Genomic DNA, 17,480 nt, shown 5'->3' with positions numbered 1-17,480 from the left:
CTGATAAAGGGTATATCAGCCCGAGTCTGACATCGTACTACGACGCTCAAGGAGTAGATTTACAAACGCCACTCAGAGCTAATATGAAAGAAGATAGACCCAAACCTGTGGTAAGACGGCTAATGAAAGCCCGCCGTATCGTTGAAACAGTCATTGGTCAGTTATCAGAACGATTTAATATACAAAAGGTACGAGCAAGAGATTTATGGCATTTGTCTCATCGATTGATTCGTAAGATTCTGTCGCATAATCTGTGCTTTGTACTCAATAAAAAACTTGGTAACCCGCCTCTTCAGTTTGATTTGCTTATTTCAAGTTGAGAGTGGGGTAGATATAGTCAGCGAATTACTAAATCGCTACAGCGTTAGCCTTCTTAGATGTACTACTTGTACAATCTGCAGTTGGTTGCCTTGTATCGATTTTAAAGTTCTTTGATTATAGTAGGTCGGTTGAGATTGCTGATTGCCATTTTCAGTCTTGAAAATAGAAAAGACCGCTCGAAAGCGATCTTTTTTATTTAAGCTAAATGTTTGCTTATTAAGTTAAAGCAATTCGGCGCTAGCATTAGTTTTGTGATTTACGCTTCATTTGCTCAAAAAATTCATCATTGGTCTTCGCTTCTTTTAAGCGATCCAACAAGAACTCAGTTGCTTGTACGCCATCCATCGGCTGTAGTAATTTACGTAAAATCCAAACTTTGCGCAGTTTATCTTCATCAAGCAGGCGCTCTTCACGACGAGTACCAGATTTTTTGATATTAATCGCAGGGAAGACACGTTTTTCAGCCAAATCACGCTCAAGCGTAATCTCTTGGTTACCTGTACCTTTGAACTCTTCAAAGATAACGCTATCCATCTTACTGCCAGTATCGATAAGAGCACTGGCAATAATTGTTAAGCTGCCACCTTCTTCGACATTACGTGCAGCACCAAAGAAGCGTTTTGGACGTTCTAATGCATTGGCATCTAAACCACCAGTCAACACTTTTCCTGATGAAGGGATGACTGTGTTATAGGCACGGGCCAGACGAGTGATAGAGTCAAGTAAGATAACCACATCCTGTTTATGCTCGACCAAACGCTTGGCTTTTTCGATGACCATTTCAGCCACTTGTACGTGACGTTGTGGTGGCTCATCAAACGTAGAGGCAACGACTTCGCCGCGTACCGTACGTACCATCTCGGTAACTTCCTCTGGACGCTCATCGATTAATAGTACGATGAGGTAACACTCAGGGTTGTTACGAGTAATCGACTGCGCGATGGTTTGTAGCAGCATCGTTTTACCGGCTTTTGGTGGTGCAACGATAATAGAACGCTGACCTTTACCAATGGGTGCGATAAGGTCAATAATACGACCAGTCAAGTCTTCGGTCGTGCCATTACCAATCTCAAGCTTGAGCTGTTCAGTTGGGAACAGTGGTGTTAAATTCTCAAAGATAAGCTTATGACGTGAGCGATCTGGGGTATCAAAGTTGATTTCACCAACTTTTAATAGCGCAAAATAACGCTCGGAATCTTTTGGTGGTCGAATGGTACCGGCAATACTATCACCAGTTTTCAGACTAAAGCGGCGAATTTGGCTAGGACTGACATAGATGTCATCAGGGCCGGCTAAATATGAGCCTTCTGATGAGCGCAAAAAGCCAAAACCATCCGGAAGAACCTCAAGTACGCCGTCACCATAAATGGCTTCACCGTTACGTGCATGGGTTTTTAAGATAGCAAAGATAATGTCTTGTTTACGGCTACGTGCCATATTATCAAGACCCATTTCTTTAGCAATAGCCAGTAGCTCAGAGATTGATTTTTTCTTTAATTCAGTAAGATTCATAGATAGGTCATTAGCAATTGATCAGATGAGAGATGCCATTAGCAGCACAAGTCACGACATTGATTAAAACAACGACAGTATGGCGATAGAGGGTGTGCACACAGAGTTAGAGTTTATGTAGTTTAGGTATAGCATGTTAGCTTATGTACGCGTTGCAATAATAGAATGCATGGTAATAAGAAATAAAGATAAAGAAGACTACATAAGAGTCTGCGTCAAAAACTCAATATCAGTAATTGTGTTTAGTCATTCCGTTTAGTAATGGTGTTTATAACGACGATTGTGTTTTTGTTGATAAACACGAGGAGAATAGCGATAAGACACATAGGAAAACAATTAGTTTTCTGTTGTCAGCAGACTATACGGTCTTCACAATGCCATTGTCAATAAATTTTGCTAAAAAAGTCATATTATTGAGTTTTTTGCATAAAAAATAAGCAAAAAACCATTATCTAACTTAGATAATGGCATTTTAGTCTGCATTTATAACTTTGCTAAAAACTTCGCATAAGGCTAGGGCGTGTCCTCAATTCAATCGATAGCCAACTAAATGGGTTAAAAATGGCTAAATCTTGCCAAACGGCGTCAAATAGCTGACTAATATCTCGATATTATCTGCGCTATTTTCCTTGTTTGACTGCAATTTATCTTATTTTTATCACCATTTTTAAAATGAGGACACACCCTAGTTTATTCAAAGGTTTTTGATTTATAGATGCTTGTCTAGCACTTTGGCCAGTTCAGCTTTTGGCTGTAGTCCCATTACAGAATCAACTTTTTCGCCACCTTTAAAGACAAATAGCGTTGGAATATTGCGAATACCAAAACGGCTAGCTGCTTGTGGGTTGTTGTCCACGTCTACTTTGACGATTTTAACTTTACCTTGGTATTCAGTTGCCAGCTCTTCTAAAATAGGAGCAATAGCTTTACAAGGACCACACCATGGCGCCCAAAAGTCTACCAATACAGGTACGTCTGATTGTAGAACGTCTTGATCAAAGTCTGTGTCGGTAGTATGTAAAATAAGGTCTGACATAATTTTATCTCTCTTGTTTTATAACTTCTATCACCACTCATCAACATATATATTGGTTTAATAATAAATCGCTTGGTGGTCAAAGAATTGTTTAGAATGGGTGGAAATGTGCCATTATATTAACATGTTTGCCCTAATTTGACAGATACAGGCTGGTTAAATTGTTTAACAACTAGTATTAGCACAATAAATCGACACATAGCGATATAAATTATGAGTTGTAAATCAGCTGCTGCAATCCCCCTTACTTTTGGGTCAAAATTAGTTGTTTTATACAATATAATATAACCACTGTTTTTACTTCCAAGCCCTTAATATAAGTAGTCTATTTTTATGCTTTTTACCGATGAAGAAGTTGATGCCCTTAATACTGAGGAGCAAGCCTATCCGCTTGAGTTTTTTCAAGCATTTGCACAAGAAGTCACTGTCTATGAAGACGATGATATTTGGGTGGTTGATAAGCCTGCAGGACTATTAAGTGTTGATGGAAAAACGCTAAAGGTGAGTTTGCTAGCAAGGCTTGAGCGTGCTAATCCTGCGGTTAAGTTGATTCATCGCCTTGATATGGATACTTCAGGATTGCTAATTTTTGCAAAAAACGCCGCTGCACAGACCCATATTAGTAAGCAGTTTATAGAACGTCTACCACAAAAAAAGTATCAAGCACGTGTCTTTGGGCAGTGGGAGAGTGTGGGCGTCACTGGTAAGATATCAGTGCCAGTACGCTACGAGCCAGAGACGAAACCACGCCATATTGTCGATCATGATTGGCCAAAGCATGCGTTGACTTTGTATGAAGTAATGGCTCATGAAGAATGCAATGGTCAGATGGTCACGCGAGTGATGTTAAAGCCAGTTACTGGTCGCAGTCATCAATTGCGTGTCCATATGGTTCATGTCGGTCATGTAATGATTGGCGATCCTATCTACGCTGAGGGTGCTGCGCTAGAGGTAGCACCAAGGCTGAACCTGCACGCGCAGCACTTACGCCTAAAGCATCCAGTACTGGGTGCATGGATGGATTGGGAGAGCCCAAGTCCATTTTGAGCCCTCTGATGTTGCTTAAATTGAACGTTTTTCGATAAAGTCAGTGACTTGTGTGCTTAATATTTGCCATAACTTTTCTTGTGCACTTTTGCTGCCCCAAGCATTGTGCGGACTAAATATCACTCGTGGGTGATTGGCAAGGGTTAATAAAGGATCGTCGGCTGCGATAGGCTCTTGTTCAAACACATCGCTGGCATAGCCCTTTATTTGCTTGTTGTTCACCGCATTGGTGAGGGCTTCGCTATCGACGACCCCACCGCGCGCGACGTTGACGATGAAGGGTTGCTTAGCCATTTTTGCTAAAGTATCTGCATTAATGAGGTGCTGCGTTTGTGGGTTTAGTGGACAATGTAAGCTGATCACATCGGCACGTGCTAATACATCGTCAAACGCTGTGTAATCATCATTACGTGGCTCACGTCCTTGATGCTCTGCCCACAATACCGTCATACCAAATGCACGTGCAATTTCGGTAACGCGTTTACCGATGGTACCAAGTCCGATAATACCCAGTGTCTTATCTTCTAAATCTATCAGTGGGATATCCAATAGGCAAAAATCCCCTTTTGCTTGCCACGTACCGTCAGAGACTTTTTGATGGTAATGAATACCTGCGCGCATGCCGTTTAGCATCAACATAAAAGTATGCTCAGGTACGCTTTTGACGGCATAGCCTGCGACATTATAGAGAGTGACATCGTGTGTGTTGCAAGCCTCTTGATCAACATTGTTCATGCCAGTGGCGGTGAGCTGAATAAGCTTAAGATTGGGCAGTTTGCTTATCACCGCAGCATTGACCTGTACTTTATTAGTGATAATAATATCAGCGTCTTTACAGCGTTCTATGATAATCGCATCATCTTGTGGCGTTTCATCATACGTGATGTAGTCGCTTATACCTGTTGGAGCGAGTAACTCAACGCCATCAGAAAAAGTGCCTTTATCTAAAAAAACCGCTTGCATGGTTGCTCCTTGTTAAATGATCGTTTTAAGCTCGATGGCTATTTTTAAAAGGTTGATTTAAATTTTTATTGATTATCAACTTAATGTATCACGTTGTGGGATTGTTTTTCATAGTGAGTCGTGATTTTATGATTTTGCATTTCTCCGTTATGCTTGTCTCTGTGATGCCTAGTATTGACAAAATCCTGCATGAATCTGCTCTTGAAAAGTTAACTTAACGCACTCATCTACCCGCTAACGTTATATAATGGTGAAGTCAAACTGTTGGCTTGGTTTTTGTTAAGACACTTAATACGACATTTAGCTTATGTTTCTTTAGTTTTTTGCTGCTTGGCCAATTCTCGTTGCTAGCGTTTTTCACTATTTCTTTAATTTCTTACTATCTGGGTACAAAAGACATCGCCTTATGACTATCTCTATCGCTTCATTGCACAGTACTGAATTCGCCGTTGGTCAACGTTATTTATCTGATACGGAGTCTGAGCTTGGCTTGGGTGTGGTTATCGATGTTGACGACCGATGTGTGCATATTTTATTCCCGCAAAGCGAAGAGATGCGCGTCTATGCCAAAAATTCTGCACCATTATCACGTGTGGTGTTCAAAGTCGGTGATAGTATCTATGACCAAGATGGCAAAAGTTATACGGTGAATGCTGTCGATGAAGTAATGGGTGTGCTCAAGTACGGTGTCGATGAACACGAACGCGGTATCATGGAGACTCGTCTAGCAGCCAATATTACTTTGGCGAAGCCACTTGAGCGTCTACTGGCTGGTCGAATTGAGCGCGGTGATTGGTATGAGCTGCGTCAAGATATTTTGCGTATGCAATCAGCGCTGGCAGGTCATCCACTCAAAGGTTTGATGGGTGCGCGTGTCGATATCATTGAGCATCAGCTATATATTGCGCATGAAGTTGGCAAACGTATCGCACCGCGTGTATTACTCGCTGATGAGGTCGGACTTGGTAAAACTATTGAAGCGGGTATGATTATTCATCAGCAACTGCTTACAGGTAAGGCCGAGCGTGTATTAATTCTTGTGCCAGACAGTCTACAATACCAATGGATGGTTGAGCTGCGCCGTCGCTTTAATCTAAACTTTTCTTTATTTGATTTGGTACGTACTTCGGCAATTAAAGAGCACGATCCAGAACAAAATGTGTTTGGTACTGAACAATGTATCATCGCTGGTATGGATCTATTGCTGGATCATCCTGATTTATACGACCAAGCGATGGATGCAGGGTTTGATTTATTGGTCGTCGATGAGGCGCATCATTTGCATTGGGACGAGGCGCAAGGTGGCAATGATAAATATGACTTAGTTGCAGATTTTGCTGAAGAAACGGCAGGGGTTATGTTATTGACAGCCACACCTGAACAGCTTGGCGCACAGAGCCATTTTGCTCGTCTGCGTCTCTTGGATCCAGATCGTTTCGATGATTTAGATGAGTTTATCGATGGTCAAGATGCCTTTGCTGAAACGGCAGCAGTCGCTAGTGTATTAATAGACGATAAGCCATTGAGTGAAGGGCAAATCGCTGCTTTGAGTGGTTTGCTTACTATCGATATTGATGAATTAGCAGCGATTAATGATGATGAAAAACTACGTAACTATGCGCTCAATGAGTTATTAGATCGCCATGGTACAGGTCGTATCCTGTTCCGTAATACTCGTGATAGTGTCAAAGGGTTTTATGGTCGTAGTAGCCAGCCTTATCCTCTACCACTACCTGAATCATGGAAAGACAGCTACCAAACTCAAGGTAAGTTGCGTGAGCAGCTATGGGGCGAAGAAAATCAACCAGATGGTGGCTGGTTAGAAGACGATCCACGCGTTTCTTGGTTGGTAGAGATTCTACGAGGTGAGCTAAAACATCAAAAAGTGTTGTTAATCGCTCGTAGCGGTGCAACGGTAGAGAGTTTAGAAGCGGTATTGCGTCTGCATGCAGGTATCAAGACGGCTATCTTTACTGAGCAAATGACACTGCTTGAACGTGACCAAGCAGCAGCATTTTTCGCCGATAGTGAAGGTGCACAGATTCTATTGTGTTCGGAGATTGGTTCAGAAGGTCGTAACTTCCAGTTTGCCAGCCAGTTGATATTATGGGATCTACCTGCCAATCCAGACACATTAGAGCAGCGTATCGGTCGCTTAGACCGTATCGGTCAGACCCAGCAAATCATGTTGCATGTTCCTTATGTACAAGGCACAGCGCAAGAGCGTCTGTATAATTGGTATAACGATGCGCTGAATATGTTCAATCAGATATCACCAACCGCTCAGAGCGTACAAGAGCAGTATATCCAAGAGCTAAAGCCAATGCTTGAGGGTGCGGATACTGCCGAAAACAACGTGATCTTACAAGACATCATTGAAGAGGCACAAAAAACACGTTTGGGACTAGAATCCCAGCTACAAGCAGGTCGCGATCGTCTGCTTGAGTATAACTCATGCCGTCCGCGTGTCGCTGGTCGTATCGCGGATGCTATGCGTGACTTTGATAGTAATAACTTGCTGCCGCACTTTATTGAGCGTTTCTTTGCGTCTGCCAATATCGATCATAGTATTCAGCGTGACGGTTCGTGGGTCATCGCACCTATCGACAGTACTGAGATCAGTGACTATATCGATGGTTTACCACTTGGTGATGAAGACGGTATGACACTGACCTTTGAGCGAGAGCAAGCGCTCCAACGTGAAGATATTGATTTTATTACTCATGAGCATCCATTGATGCGTGCTATTTATGATTTGGCGAGTACCAGCACTTTTGGTAATACGACAGTTGCTATGCTCAAAAGTGCTGCTGTTCCACAAGGTATGGTGCTGCTAGAGGTGAACTTCCGTGTTGAAGCAATTGCGCCCAAAATGCTGAATCTACCAGCGACTTTGACCACGCAAAATATTCGTGTGTTTATTAGCGAGCAGGGCAGTGATTTGTCTGCTCGTATCAGTGCCGATATGATCATGCCGCATATTGAGCGTTTGGACAAAAACCGTGCACGCCAAGTGATTAAAGTACGCAGTGATGTAATTGAGCAGCGCTACTATGAGGCTGAAGATATTGCTCGTCAGCAAATAGCTGAGATTGGTGAGCAAGCCACTGCACGTTTTAGTCAGCAATGGTCACGCGAAATCAAGCGTTTGAAACATCTGCAAACGATCAATCCTAACGTACGTGATGAAGAGATTGAGCACTTAGAGCAGCTTAAAGCCCAAGGCGAGCAAGCGCTTGGTAACTTGTCACTGGTACCAGATTCTATTCGTGTGCTCGTGGCGGTTAAGCCATAAGTTTATAATAAAAATAAAGAGCGAGGTAGCAGCGGCTATTTCGTTCTTTATAGATATATCGACTTTATTTGACCATTTTGCACCGTTTTGCTTAGACAAAAATATGATACTTGCCAGTATACAGTCAGCTGCTAGCTAAAATCATTGATATTGGGTAAGATGTTTACCTTTTTCTATTTATAATAAATACTTAGTGATAGCGCTGCTATGGCTGTATTATTGTTCTAATATCTCTCTTGTTTACGTTTAGCAAGTGATTTCATATTATTTTAAATTCAAATGTAAATACAAAGGATCTGTCGATATAGTCTATTGATATCGTGAGGTGCTGTGTATTTTTGATGAAAATAAGGAAATATATTGTCATGCCCGATTATTCGCAACTGATTGATGAGTTGTTGGCTACTGTTGCACTTATTGAAGTGACCCCTGATGTGTTTGAGGGTAAGAGCCATGACTATGTTGGTAGTCGTATTTTCGGTGGGCAAGTGCTCGCACAAGCGATTATGGCTGCGGCGCATACACTAGATAAGGACAAGCCTTGCCACTCGCTGCATGGGTATTTTTTGCGTGGTGGTGATATCAACCAGCCAGTAATTTATCAAGTGCGCCGCCTGCGTGACGGTCGTAGCTTGTCAGCGCGTGAAGTGACGGCGATTCAATACAAAGAAGTGCGCGGTAAGCCACCTATTGAGCAAGTAATATTTTCGATGATTGCCTCGTTTTCACCAATGGAGGAGGGGCTGGATTATCAAGAAGATATGCCCGTCTATCCACCGCCTGAAGATTTGCTCGCTGAGCAAGAACTAAAAGAAGAGCATATTGGCAAAGTACCGACTGCCCTGAAATCACGATTTATGCGTCGTCGTCATGTCGAGATTAAGCCAGTCAAGCCGCGTGACCCTATCAACCCAGAGCCTATGAAACCGAAGCAGGCGAACTGGTTACGTATCCGCGAGTTGGGCAATCAACCAGTGGCGATTCAGCAAGCGCTATTGGCATTTTCGTCTGATTTTTATTTGGTAGGTACGGGGCTGATGTCACATGGCATTAGCTTTATGACCAGTGGTCTGCAAGCGGCCAGTATCGACCACTCGATGCATTTCCATCGTAATTTTGATCTCAATAATTGGATGTTGTACGATATGTGGAGTGATACGACCTCTAACTCTAAGGGGCTCAACCACGGACAGTTTTGGCAAGACGGTAAGCTGATTGCCACTGTACAACAAGAAGGACTGATGCGCTTGCGTGTGCCGAAGTCTTAGATGGCTAGAGCTTGATTCTCAAGAAAAAAAGCGACTCATTATCATGATGAGTCGCTTTTTTTATGCCAATTTTTTACTCTAAGATCTTAATCATGGCTCGTGGCAAACCAAGCGTTGCTTGAGCATCGTCAGCGTTTAACCAATTGATATTAATATCAGCCGCTTGCAGTGATTTGGTTATGTCGGCTGCTTGCTTCGTATTGATAGTCACTGACTGCGGCGTTAAGTACCAGTGAAAATGCGTCAGCGAATGTTTAATAGGCGCATCATCGAGCAATGTATGGCTAACTGATTTTGCCACCAGTTTGTTTTTTATGAGCCACTCATTAATGATTTGCTCAGCGGTGGTAAATTCTGCTTCATATACTTTTTCATTACTACGTACATCATTTGCTACGTTTGATAACTTATCATCGCTAGAGTCTGTCTTTTTATCAGCCGTCTTACTACTTGCTTTTTTACCCTCGACTTTCTGTACGAACTGCAGTGGCAAGCTCCACAATCCACCCCAAATGCCGTTATCAGGGCGCTGCAGCCATAAAATGTCGTCATCGGCATTTTTAATGAGTAACGCATGACTAAACTTACTGGGTTTGGGCTGTTTCTTTGCTTTGACAGGATAGTCGGTCTCGCGCCCTTGTGCATGCGCTAGGCAGTCTTCTTTGAGTGGACATAACAGGCAGGCAGGTTTGCTACGGGTGCATAATGTCGCGCCCATATCCATCATCGCTTGCGCGAATAATCCTGAGTTTGCTGTCGGCGTCAAACGCTCTGCCAGTGCCCATAGCTCTTTAGTGGTGGCAGACTTGGTAATATCTCCATCAATCGCTGCCCAACGCGTGATGACTCGTTTGACATTGCCATCACAGATGACGCCATAATGGTGCAAGCCCATGGCCATAATCGCACCAGCTGTTGACGGTCCTACACCAGAGATCGCCTCCCATCCTGCGAGCGTTTGCGGAAACTCGCCTGTCTCATCGATTACCTCTACCAATTGCTTGGCACCTTTATGCAAATTACGCGCACGTGCATAGTAGCCCAGCCCCGCCCAATGCTCGGCGACCAAATCCCAGTCTGCTGCTGCCAAATCATGCACGGTCGGAAACGATGCCATAAATCGCGCAAAGTAGGGCAGCACTGTCGTCACTTGTGTTTGCTGAAGCATGACTTCGGATAACCAAACGATATAAGGATTTGGCGTATCGGTTTGATGCTGTTGCCAGGGTAAGTCATGGCGACCGTTTTCGGCAAACCAGTTTAGGAGGCGTGGAGCGAAGGCGTTTAGAGATTTGGGGGAGTGATTGAAGGTAGTGTCAGAAGCTTTAGAGTTAGCAGTTGGCTGGGTCATAGGCTCTTATATTTAGTCTTTTAAAGGTGACCAATTATACCTGATATACGTATTTGCTACGACCCAACTTTGACGTGATGTTATTGAACAACATAATAAAAATAACTACTTAAGGGTGTCGAGAGTAAGGTTTTATTAATGACAAGTTTGCTAACAGAGTCAATATGTTATCGATAAATACTATCTAGTGTTTCACCCAATTCATTTTTCCACTCAATCCATCCATTGGTCGAACGTCCTGATACTAGAGCACTAGCTCCACTGGGGGTTTTAAATAGATGGTTTTCAGTGAGTTTATAGCTTGTATTGTTTACGGCTACAAGTTTGCCGCTACTGAGCAGACTTTCTTTTAATTTAGCTACGAATGGCGGAGCTGATGACGTTTGTGTTTGTCGTATTAGAGAACCTGCCAATATTACAAAGCCATCGTCGTCATAGTATCCTTTAGCATCACCATCTTTTACCTTATAGTAAAATAGGGATGGAATAGGTTTCATTGGAGCTTCATCGATTATTTGAGCGACTTTAGCAATGGTAGAATCAATCGATTTATTTTTATAAGTCTCGTTACTATAAAGGCTATCATGAATCGCCAAGGACTCAAAAATAGGCTGTCCTAAGGTGGATAGTAAAACGTCAAGGGTATGGAATAATTCCTCGCAATCAGCTTTTAATGGGTCAGGTGTATGTGGTTTATTACCATTATTTCCATTTTTTAGCTCGTAACGTCCTACCTCAATAGCAGTTGCGATAGCCTTATGTTCCATATATAGCGCATGGGTTTGGGTCATAGAGTTATTGGTTGAGAGCATGACAAAAGCACGTGTCCAGAAATCTTTGTCATCATGTTGGTTAAGACGTCTTTTAAGATCGCCAGTTTGTCCAACATAGAGTAACGGCTTCTCTACACTATCGGTATCACCAATCAAAAAATACAAACCAACTTGATTGGCATCAGGCATCGCAAAAAAATCATTGATATGGATGCGTGGAATCTCAATAAGGCGTACGGTACGCGTAGTCATCTCTGCCAAGCGCAACCCACGAGGATTGCCTTTTGGTAGATAGATTTGAATTGTTTTAGCAGAGGGTATTAATGGATTCATAGTAGCCGATATTTTTTATGAAATTTACTTCCTATTCTTCCGCGTTTTTAGACGACGTAAGCGCTTCTCTTCTTCACGGGCTTTTTTCTTTTCTTCAGCAGCCAGACGTTGCTCAGCGACCACGATTTCTTCGGCCTCCGTCATGGCTGGTGTCTCAAGTGTAATACGTCCAAGCTTCGCACTACGTAATTCATTAATGAGAATCTCAGACATGCGGTAGGTATCGACCTGATTACCCGAACGCACACAGCCGCGATTACGCCCAGCCACTTCAAAAAACTCCCAATCGGTCTTTGGCAGTTCTTCAATTTTATAGCGAGTTTTTAGCAGCTCAGGATAAGCATGCATTAGGTACTCAGCGGTGTAGCTCGCGACATCAGCGAAGTCAAAAGCAGTATCACGGATGCCACCTGTCGCTGCTAAACGATAACCAGAATTTTCATTTTCAACCTTTGGCCATAGCATACCGGGTGTGTCATAGAGCATGATGTCATCGTCTAGTTTAATCAGCTGCTGTGATTTGGTCACGGCAGGTTCATCACCGGTTCTTGCTACCGCACGCCCTGCCAACGTATTAATCAGTGTTGATTTACCAACGTTTGGAATACCCATAATCATAGCTTTAATCTGGCGACCTGTACCGACTTTATTAGGCACGAGTTGTTTACAGATCGCGATGATGCGTTTGACATCATTGGCTTTCTCGGTATCGCAAGCAATGGCTTTCACACCGCTTTGCTGCTCGAGATAATCCATCCATATTTGAGTCAATTCTGGGTCAGCAAGGTCAGCTTTGTTCAGGATTTTGATAACAGGTTTTTCGCCACGCAATGCCGCAACCATTGGGTTTTCACTACTGTATGGGATACGTGCATCAATGACCTCAATGACCAAGTCCATCTGCGGCATGGTTTCTTTGATTTCGTTACGGGCTTTGTTCATATGCCCAGGGAACCACTGAATGCTTGCTCTCTTATCCATCTGCTTTCATAACCTTTTATAAAAAATGCTAAAAGTAAAACCATCAAGGTTTACTTTCTAATGATACTCAGTTTACTACAGAACCACATTGCTCACGGGACAATTTCACTTAACCACTCAGTTTCACTTAACCACTATTAACCACTATGTGAAGTCGTGATTACGTCTTATCATTTATTTCTTCTACCTCATCATCTGCCGGTGGCAGTGGAGCCAAATAACCAATCAGCAAAATCAAACTGCCTGCGCCAAGGAATGATATCACTCGCCAAATGGCCTCGGTCTGTGACAAATCGACTAATACTAACTTAAGTACGACGACGCCCAATAGCCCAATGCCCATAAACCACAGCGCACGCTGCCAGTAACGGCTGGCGATGATGGTGGCGATTAATGCCAAGAGCGTCCACAACATGGTCAACCCTGTTTGTACCTGTTCACTTTGCCATGCGCCTGCATACCATAATGGCGTGCTGATAAAGGCATGGAGCGTTCTGATAAGTATGCTAGATAGCAGCCAAAAGCCAATAAGCCCTAAAATTATTAGTAAATTACGAGTGGCAGAGGCTTTTTGGATGGGATTGCTGGTATCAGGATTTGCTGGTGTTAGTGGGGTGCTTTGCTGTTGATTTAGGTAATAGACACCAAACCCAACCAGTAGCGTCAGCACTGAGGTCACGTCATATAAATTCAACAGCGGGAAATAGGACACGCCCCAAACCACGCCATTATAAGACCAGTTGGTAATGATGACCCAACTTAATGCAATGGGCGCAAAGATGGCAGCGCAGTTTAATAGTGCCCGCTGCCAATCAAACCAGTGCAGGAATCCATGCGTTGCAGCTTCACTAATGGATGGGTCTGTTTTACGAGCATGGTCAAGACGACTGCTAGTATTATAGTCGCTGCCATGATGGTAGCTGGCATAACGATAACGGCTCCATAGCCCAGCGATAATCAAAACAGTAGGGATTAAGACAGCCATCACACCAGCAGAGGCGGGTAGACCATAATGAGCGGCTGCTGCAATGATTAAAATGCCAGCGCCGAGCCAGATCGTACTGTCATAGGCCGATAGCTTGGCGTTATTAAACCATGTCTTCAGCCATAATTGTCCGATAATCAGCCAGCCAATGAGCAAGCCTGCAAATAGTAGCCAGTCTATTGACGCCCATACGAGATGTGACTCAAACTTTTGCGGCAATTGTAAAACGAGCATCAGATAAAACAGTAATAGCAACCCGTGGCTGAACTGCCTGATTTCGGCCCATGGATGATATCGATTGGCTATCCAATAAATACCAAGGCTCATCAGTGCCGCTAGCGCAATCAAGGTAGATGTCGCTAGTTGCCAATGTCTAAACCACTGATCTACATCAAGCAATAATACTAGAAGCATCCACACCATCGCAGTCATGGTCAAAAACTGTATGAGTCTAGGACTGCGCCACACGATATTGAACGCTGTGCTTTGGCTATTGATAGATGTCAGCCATTGGCGAGCCGCGTCAGTGCTAATCCCCAGCGCATTGGCATAAGTCACGATAGAGTCTGGTGTAGACTGCTCTTGAGAATTAGCTGAGTGGATCGACTCGTCACGTAAACTATCATTTAACATCGCTGGCGAGTGACTACTACGTAAGATAAAGACCGATGCCAAATAAGCTATGCCCGAAATGCTTAAGGCTAAGGTAGGATAATCACTGCCAGAGAATACGATGGTAAACACTAGCATAGCGATACTGATGAGCTGTAATAATAGACCAAGCAATACCGACCATGCGCGTAGCGAGCGCCTACCGAACCAGACGAGAGCCAGTCCTTGTACTGACCAACCAAACGCAATCCATTCGGCATCTAATGCCAGCGGAATGACCAAGGCCAAAAATCCAAATCCGAGCGCCAACATGCCTTCGGTAATCAGTGCGTACCGTCGACTATGTTGGACAAAAATCCAACCAAGTCCTAAATAAAGCATCGCTAGCACAGCACTGGTGATGGTTAAGGCATTAGGTACATTACTTAAAAGCGCCGCAAACAAACCAAATGCCATCAGAGGTACTGAAAATAATAGTCCCGTATCGATAGGAAACAGATAGGTCTGACTGTCAGTGTTTGGTTTTTTGCTTTCATCTTGGCTGGTTTTAGTACTATTGGCACGGTTAAACGCTTGCTTGTTATCAGTATTGTAAGCGATGATTTGTTGGGCGTAGCGAATCACGACAAACAGGTAAAGACTCAAATGTAAGGCAACCAACAAAACCAATGACCAACGCTGCGACACAATGACTGCATCTAAATTTTCACTTATTCCCCAATAATAGGCGAGGCCAAAGGTCACGCTCACACCGAATAAATTCAAAATTTTCCATGGGCGATAATGACCAATGATGGCAATAGCCACATTTAATAATAAGTAATAGCTGAACAAGGCAACCATACTGCCAGTATCATCACTGGTCAAAATCGGCGCAAAGAAACCTCCTGACAATGCTAATAACGCCAATGGAAAGGCGTTCTGACGGACGGCGAGGGCAATCGTGACGGCGGATAATAACCCAAGTCCAATAAAGCTCGGTAAGCTCGGAATAATCTGATAGACGCTATAAGCAAAAAAGGTGCTCAAGTACGCAATGGCTAAGCCTGCACCTTGTAACGTGATACCGTAGGAAAAGCGTTTGGCGGTTAGCTTTAATCCCAGTGCCGCCAATGCTAACCCTGTAACGCCAACGGCTATCAGTTTTGTGGCAATCGAAATCTCGATATATTCGCTCAATAAGCGCAGCAGTAATACCACGCCCACTAGCAATACCAATACGCCCACACGCACCACTAAATTACCGCCGAAAAACCAGTTTTTAATAGAGTGAAACAGTGAGGTGACGATAGGTAAGGAGCTTTCATCTGGCTGAATAGCAGTGGTTGGCGTTTTATTTTTTGTGACGCTTACCGTTTCGTTCATCCCAGTAGCAGAAGTGCTGGATACTGCACTTTCTGGTAGGCCAGATTGGGGTATCGTTGGGCGTGATGGTGGCCATGTATGTACGGTGGTAACGGTGGTATTTGTCTCATCAGCTGTATTTAGCTGGGCGGTGTCAACAGCGCTGTCTGCTCCTACATGGCTGTTATTAGCATGACTGTTATTAGAGATAAAGTTGTCAGTTGGTTGAACAGGTGAGCGTTTGGCATTACTGCTTCTTTGGTTTCTAAGCTGAGTTTGTAGTTTGCCCACATCACGGCGTAGTTGTCCAATCTGCCGATTTATTCTGACATAGAGTGCGACTACCACGATTAATAGTGCGGTAAAGGCTAGCCAGCCCAACTGGTTCAATATATAAAACATCTTTATCACTTAATACCATTTATAATGCAGTGATAATGACGTTATTTATCGATAAGTACAAGGCTATCCTTGCGCATCAATCAAAATGTTATTAGGGCGTGTCCTCATTTTAAAAATGATGATAAAAATGAGATAAATAGCAGTCAAACAAGGAAAATAGCGCAGATAATATCGAGATATTAGTCAGTTATTTGACGCTGTTTGGCAAGATTTAGCCGTTTTTAACTCATTTAGATAACTATCGATTGAATTGAGGACACGCCCTAGTAAACGGTTGTTTATAAATAAATAAGGGTCGCTTATAACTTAAGCGACCCTTGTTCTTGGTTTATTTGTTTTCTTGAGGACAGTTTATGCCAAGTTTGCTTTCATAAACTCAAGCATGTTTTCCCAGCTTTGTTTGGCTGCGGCTTCATTGTAGCCCAAGTCCACATCGTTTTTGGCGGCGCGCTCATCTGCTTGAGGGTTGGTAAAGCCGTGTTTTGCGTTGTCATAGACGTCGATAGTGTAGTCGACATCGGCGGCGTCTAGCTCTGACTTAAGACCGTCGATAGCATCCATGGATACCATTGAGTCGTCACGACCGTGGGCGACTAGTACTTTTGCTTTAAAGTTTTTGTCTGCGGGTTGTTTTGGTGATGGGTTACCATGGAAGGTAGCAACTGCTTTTAACGGCATGCCAACGCGAGCCATATCGAGAGCAATTTTACCGCCGAAGCAATAACCAATCACTGCCAACTTATCCCCATCAACCGCTAACTGATCACTGAAGTCATTGAGAATTAAACGGCAGCGTGCCATGAGGATGTCTTGATCTTCAAGCACTTGCTCCATCCACATATTGGCTTGCGCAGCATCTGTGGTTAGTTTGCCTTCACCGTAGACATCCATCGCAACGGCAGCATAACCAGCTTCTGCTAAGCGCTCAACCACTGATTTTGGATGCTCGACCATGCCCCACCATTCTGGTGCAACCAAGATACCGGGTGCTGGCGTGTCGTTCGAGGCAGTATCTGGTAAGGCGACATAGCTGATCAGCTCAATGTTGTTTTCGGTGGTGCTGATTAATTCAAAAGTCTTAACTGACATATTGTTTTCCTTTTTTTATGTTAGGGCGTGTTGAACATTCAAATGTGGTGCTGGCAGTGATTATTTTTTAGACAATATGCAGTGAAATTTTTGATGCCTAGTCATTCTAGGTGAAACAATTTCGCCATGTATTGGCAAAAAAGAGTACTGCCCTCCACTCGAGCATAG

At 43.4% G+C, this 17,480-nt stretch carries 12 protein-coding genes; 4 read left to right on the top strand and 8 right to left on the bottom strand.

The features are described 5' to 3' along the window. Positions 1 to 320, top strand: a 320-nt coding sequence (locus tag EI164_RS08920; protein ID WP_318779513.1) for a transposase, incomplete at its 5' end; no start/stop codon positions are given. Positions 321 to 564: 244 nt separating this feature from the next. Here EI164_RS08920 and rho read toward each other — a convergent pair. Both rho and trxA read right to left on the bottom strand, forming a co-directional pair. Continuing rightward, complete coding sequence (rho, locus tag EI164_RS08915) at positions 565 to 1,833, bottom strand: transcription termination factor Rho (protein ID WP_192519625.1); 1,269 nt, start codon at positions 1,831 to 1,833, stop codon at positions 565 to 567. Between the two features lie 709 nt (positions 1,834 to 2,542). Next, complete coding sequence (gene trxA / locus EI164_RS08910; protein WP_192519624.1) at positions 2,543 to 2,869, bottom strand: thioredoxin; 327 nt, start codon at positions 2,867 to 2,869, stop codon at positions 2,543 to 2,545. Between the two features lie 333 nt (positions 2,870 to 3,202). Between trxA and EI164_RS08905 the strand changes: the two genes are divergently transcribed. After that, positions 3,203 to 3,916: an RluA family pseudouridine synthase gene (locus EI164_RS08905; protein WP_192519623.1), complete on the top strand. Its 714-nt coding sequence runs from the start codon at positions 3,203 to 3,205 to the stop codon at positions 3,914 to 3,916. A 15-nt stretch (positions 3,917 to 3,931) separates the two neighbouring features. On the opposite strand, the gene EI164_RS08900 is transcribed toward EI164_RS08905, so the two are convergent. Next, on the bottom strand, positions 3,932 to 4,879 hold the full coding sequence (locus tag EI164_RS08900) for a D-2-hydroxyacid dehydrogenase (RefSeq protein ID WP_192519622.1): 948 nt from the start codon (positions 4,877 to 4,879) through the stop codon (positions 3,932 to 3,934). A gap of 406 nt (positions 4,880 to 5,285) precedes the next feature. Here EI164_RS08900 and rapA point away from each other — a divergent pair, with 406 nt between their 5' ends. Then, complete coding sequence (gene rapA, locus EI164_RS08895) at positions 5,286 to 8,174, top strand: RNA polymerase-associated protein RapA (protein ID WP_192519621.1); 2,889 nt, start codon at positions 5,286 to 5,288, stop codon at positions 8,172 to 8,174. Positions 8,175 to 8,539: 365 nt separating this feature from the next. Next, the gene (locus EI164_RS08890; protein ID WP_192519620.1) at positions 8,540 to 9,442 is read left to right on the top strand and encodes an acyl-CoA thioesterase; all 903 of its coding nucleotides are present in this window, start codon (positions 8,540 to 8,542) and stop codon (positions 9,440 to 9,442) included. A gap of 73 nt (positions 9,443 to 9,515) precedes the next feature. Here the strand turns inward: EI164_RS08890 and mutY are convergent, their stop codons facing one another. From mutY to EI164_RS08865, 5 genes are all read right to left on the bottom strand, one after another. Beyond that, on the bottom strand, positions 9,516 to 10,793 hold the full coding sequence (gene mutY, locus EI164_RS08885) for an A/G-specific adenine glycosylase (RefSeq protein WP_192519619.1): 1,278 nt from the start codon (positions 10,791 to 10,793) through the stop codon (positions 9,516 to 9,518). 167 nt (positions 10,794 to 10,960) lie between these two features. Beyond that, positions 10,961 to 11,899, bottom strand: coding sequence for a GIY-YIG nuclease family protein (locus EI164_RS08880; protein WP_192519618.1), 939 nt, complete (start codon positions 11,897 to 11,899; stop codon positions 10,961 to 10,963). Positions 11,900 to 11,923: 24 nt separating this feature from the next. Beyond that, entirely contained in the window at positions 11,924 to 12,880 is a 957-nt protein-coding gene (gene ylqF, locus EI164_RS08875) for a ribosome biogenesis GTPase YlqF (RefSeq protein WP_192519617.1), read from the bottom strand. Between the two features lie 160 nt (positions 12,881 to 13,040). Further along, positions 13,041 to 16,223 (bottom strand): DUF2339 domain-containing protein, encoded by a 3,183-nt coding sequence (locus tag EI164_RS08870; RefSeq protein ID WP_192519616.1) that lies wholly within the window; start codon positions 16,221 to 16,223, stop codon positions 13,041 to 13,043. Positions 16,224 to 16,574: 351 nt separating this feature from the next. Beyond that, on the bottom strand, positions 16,575 to 17,312 hold the full coding sequence (locus tag EI164_RS08865; RefSeq protein ID WP_192519615.1) for a dienelactone hydrolase family protein: 738 nt from the start codon (positions 17,310 to 17,312) through the stop codon (positions 16,575 to 16,577). Positions 17,313 to 17,480 lie beyond the last annotated feature (168 nt).

It is taken from the genome of Psychrobacter sp. FME13, assembly GCF_014861395.1.
Lineage (GTDB): Bacteria > Pseudomonadota > Gammaproteobacteria > Pseudomonadales > Moraxellaceae > Psychrobacter.
This window is presented reverse-complemented; position numbering and strand designations above follow the sequence as displayed.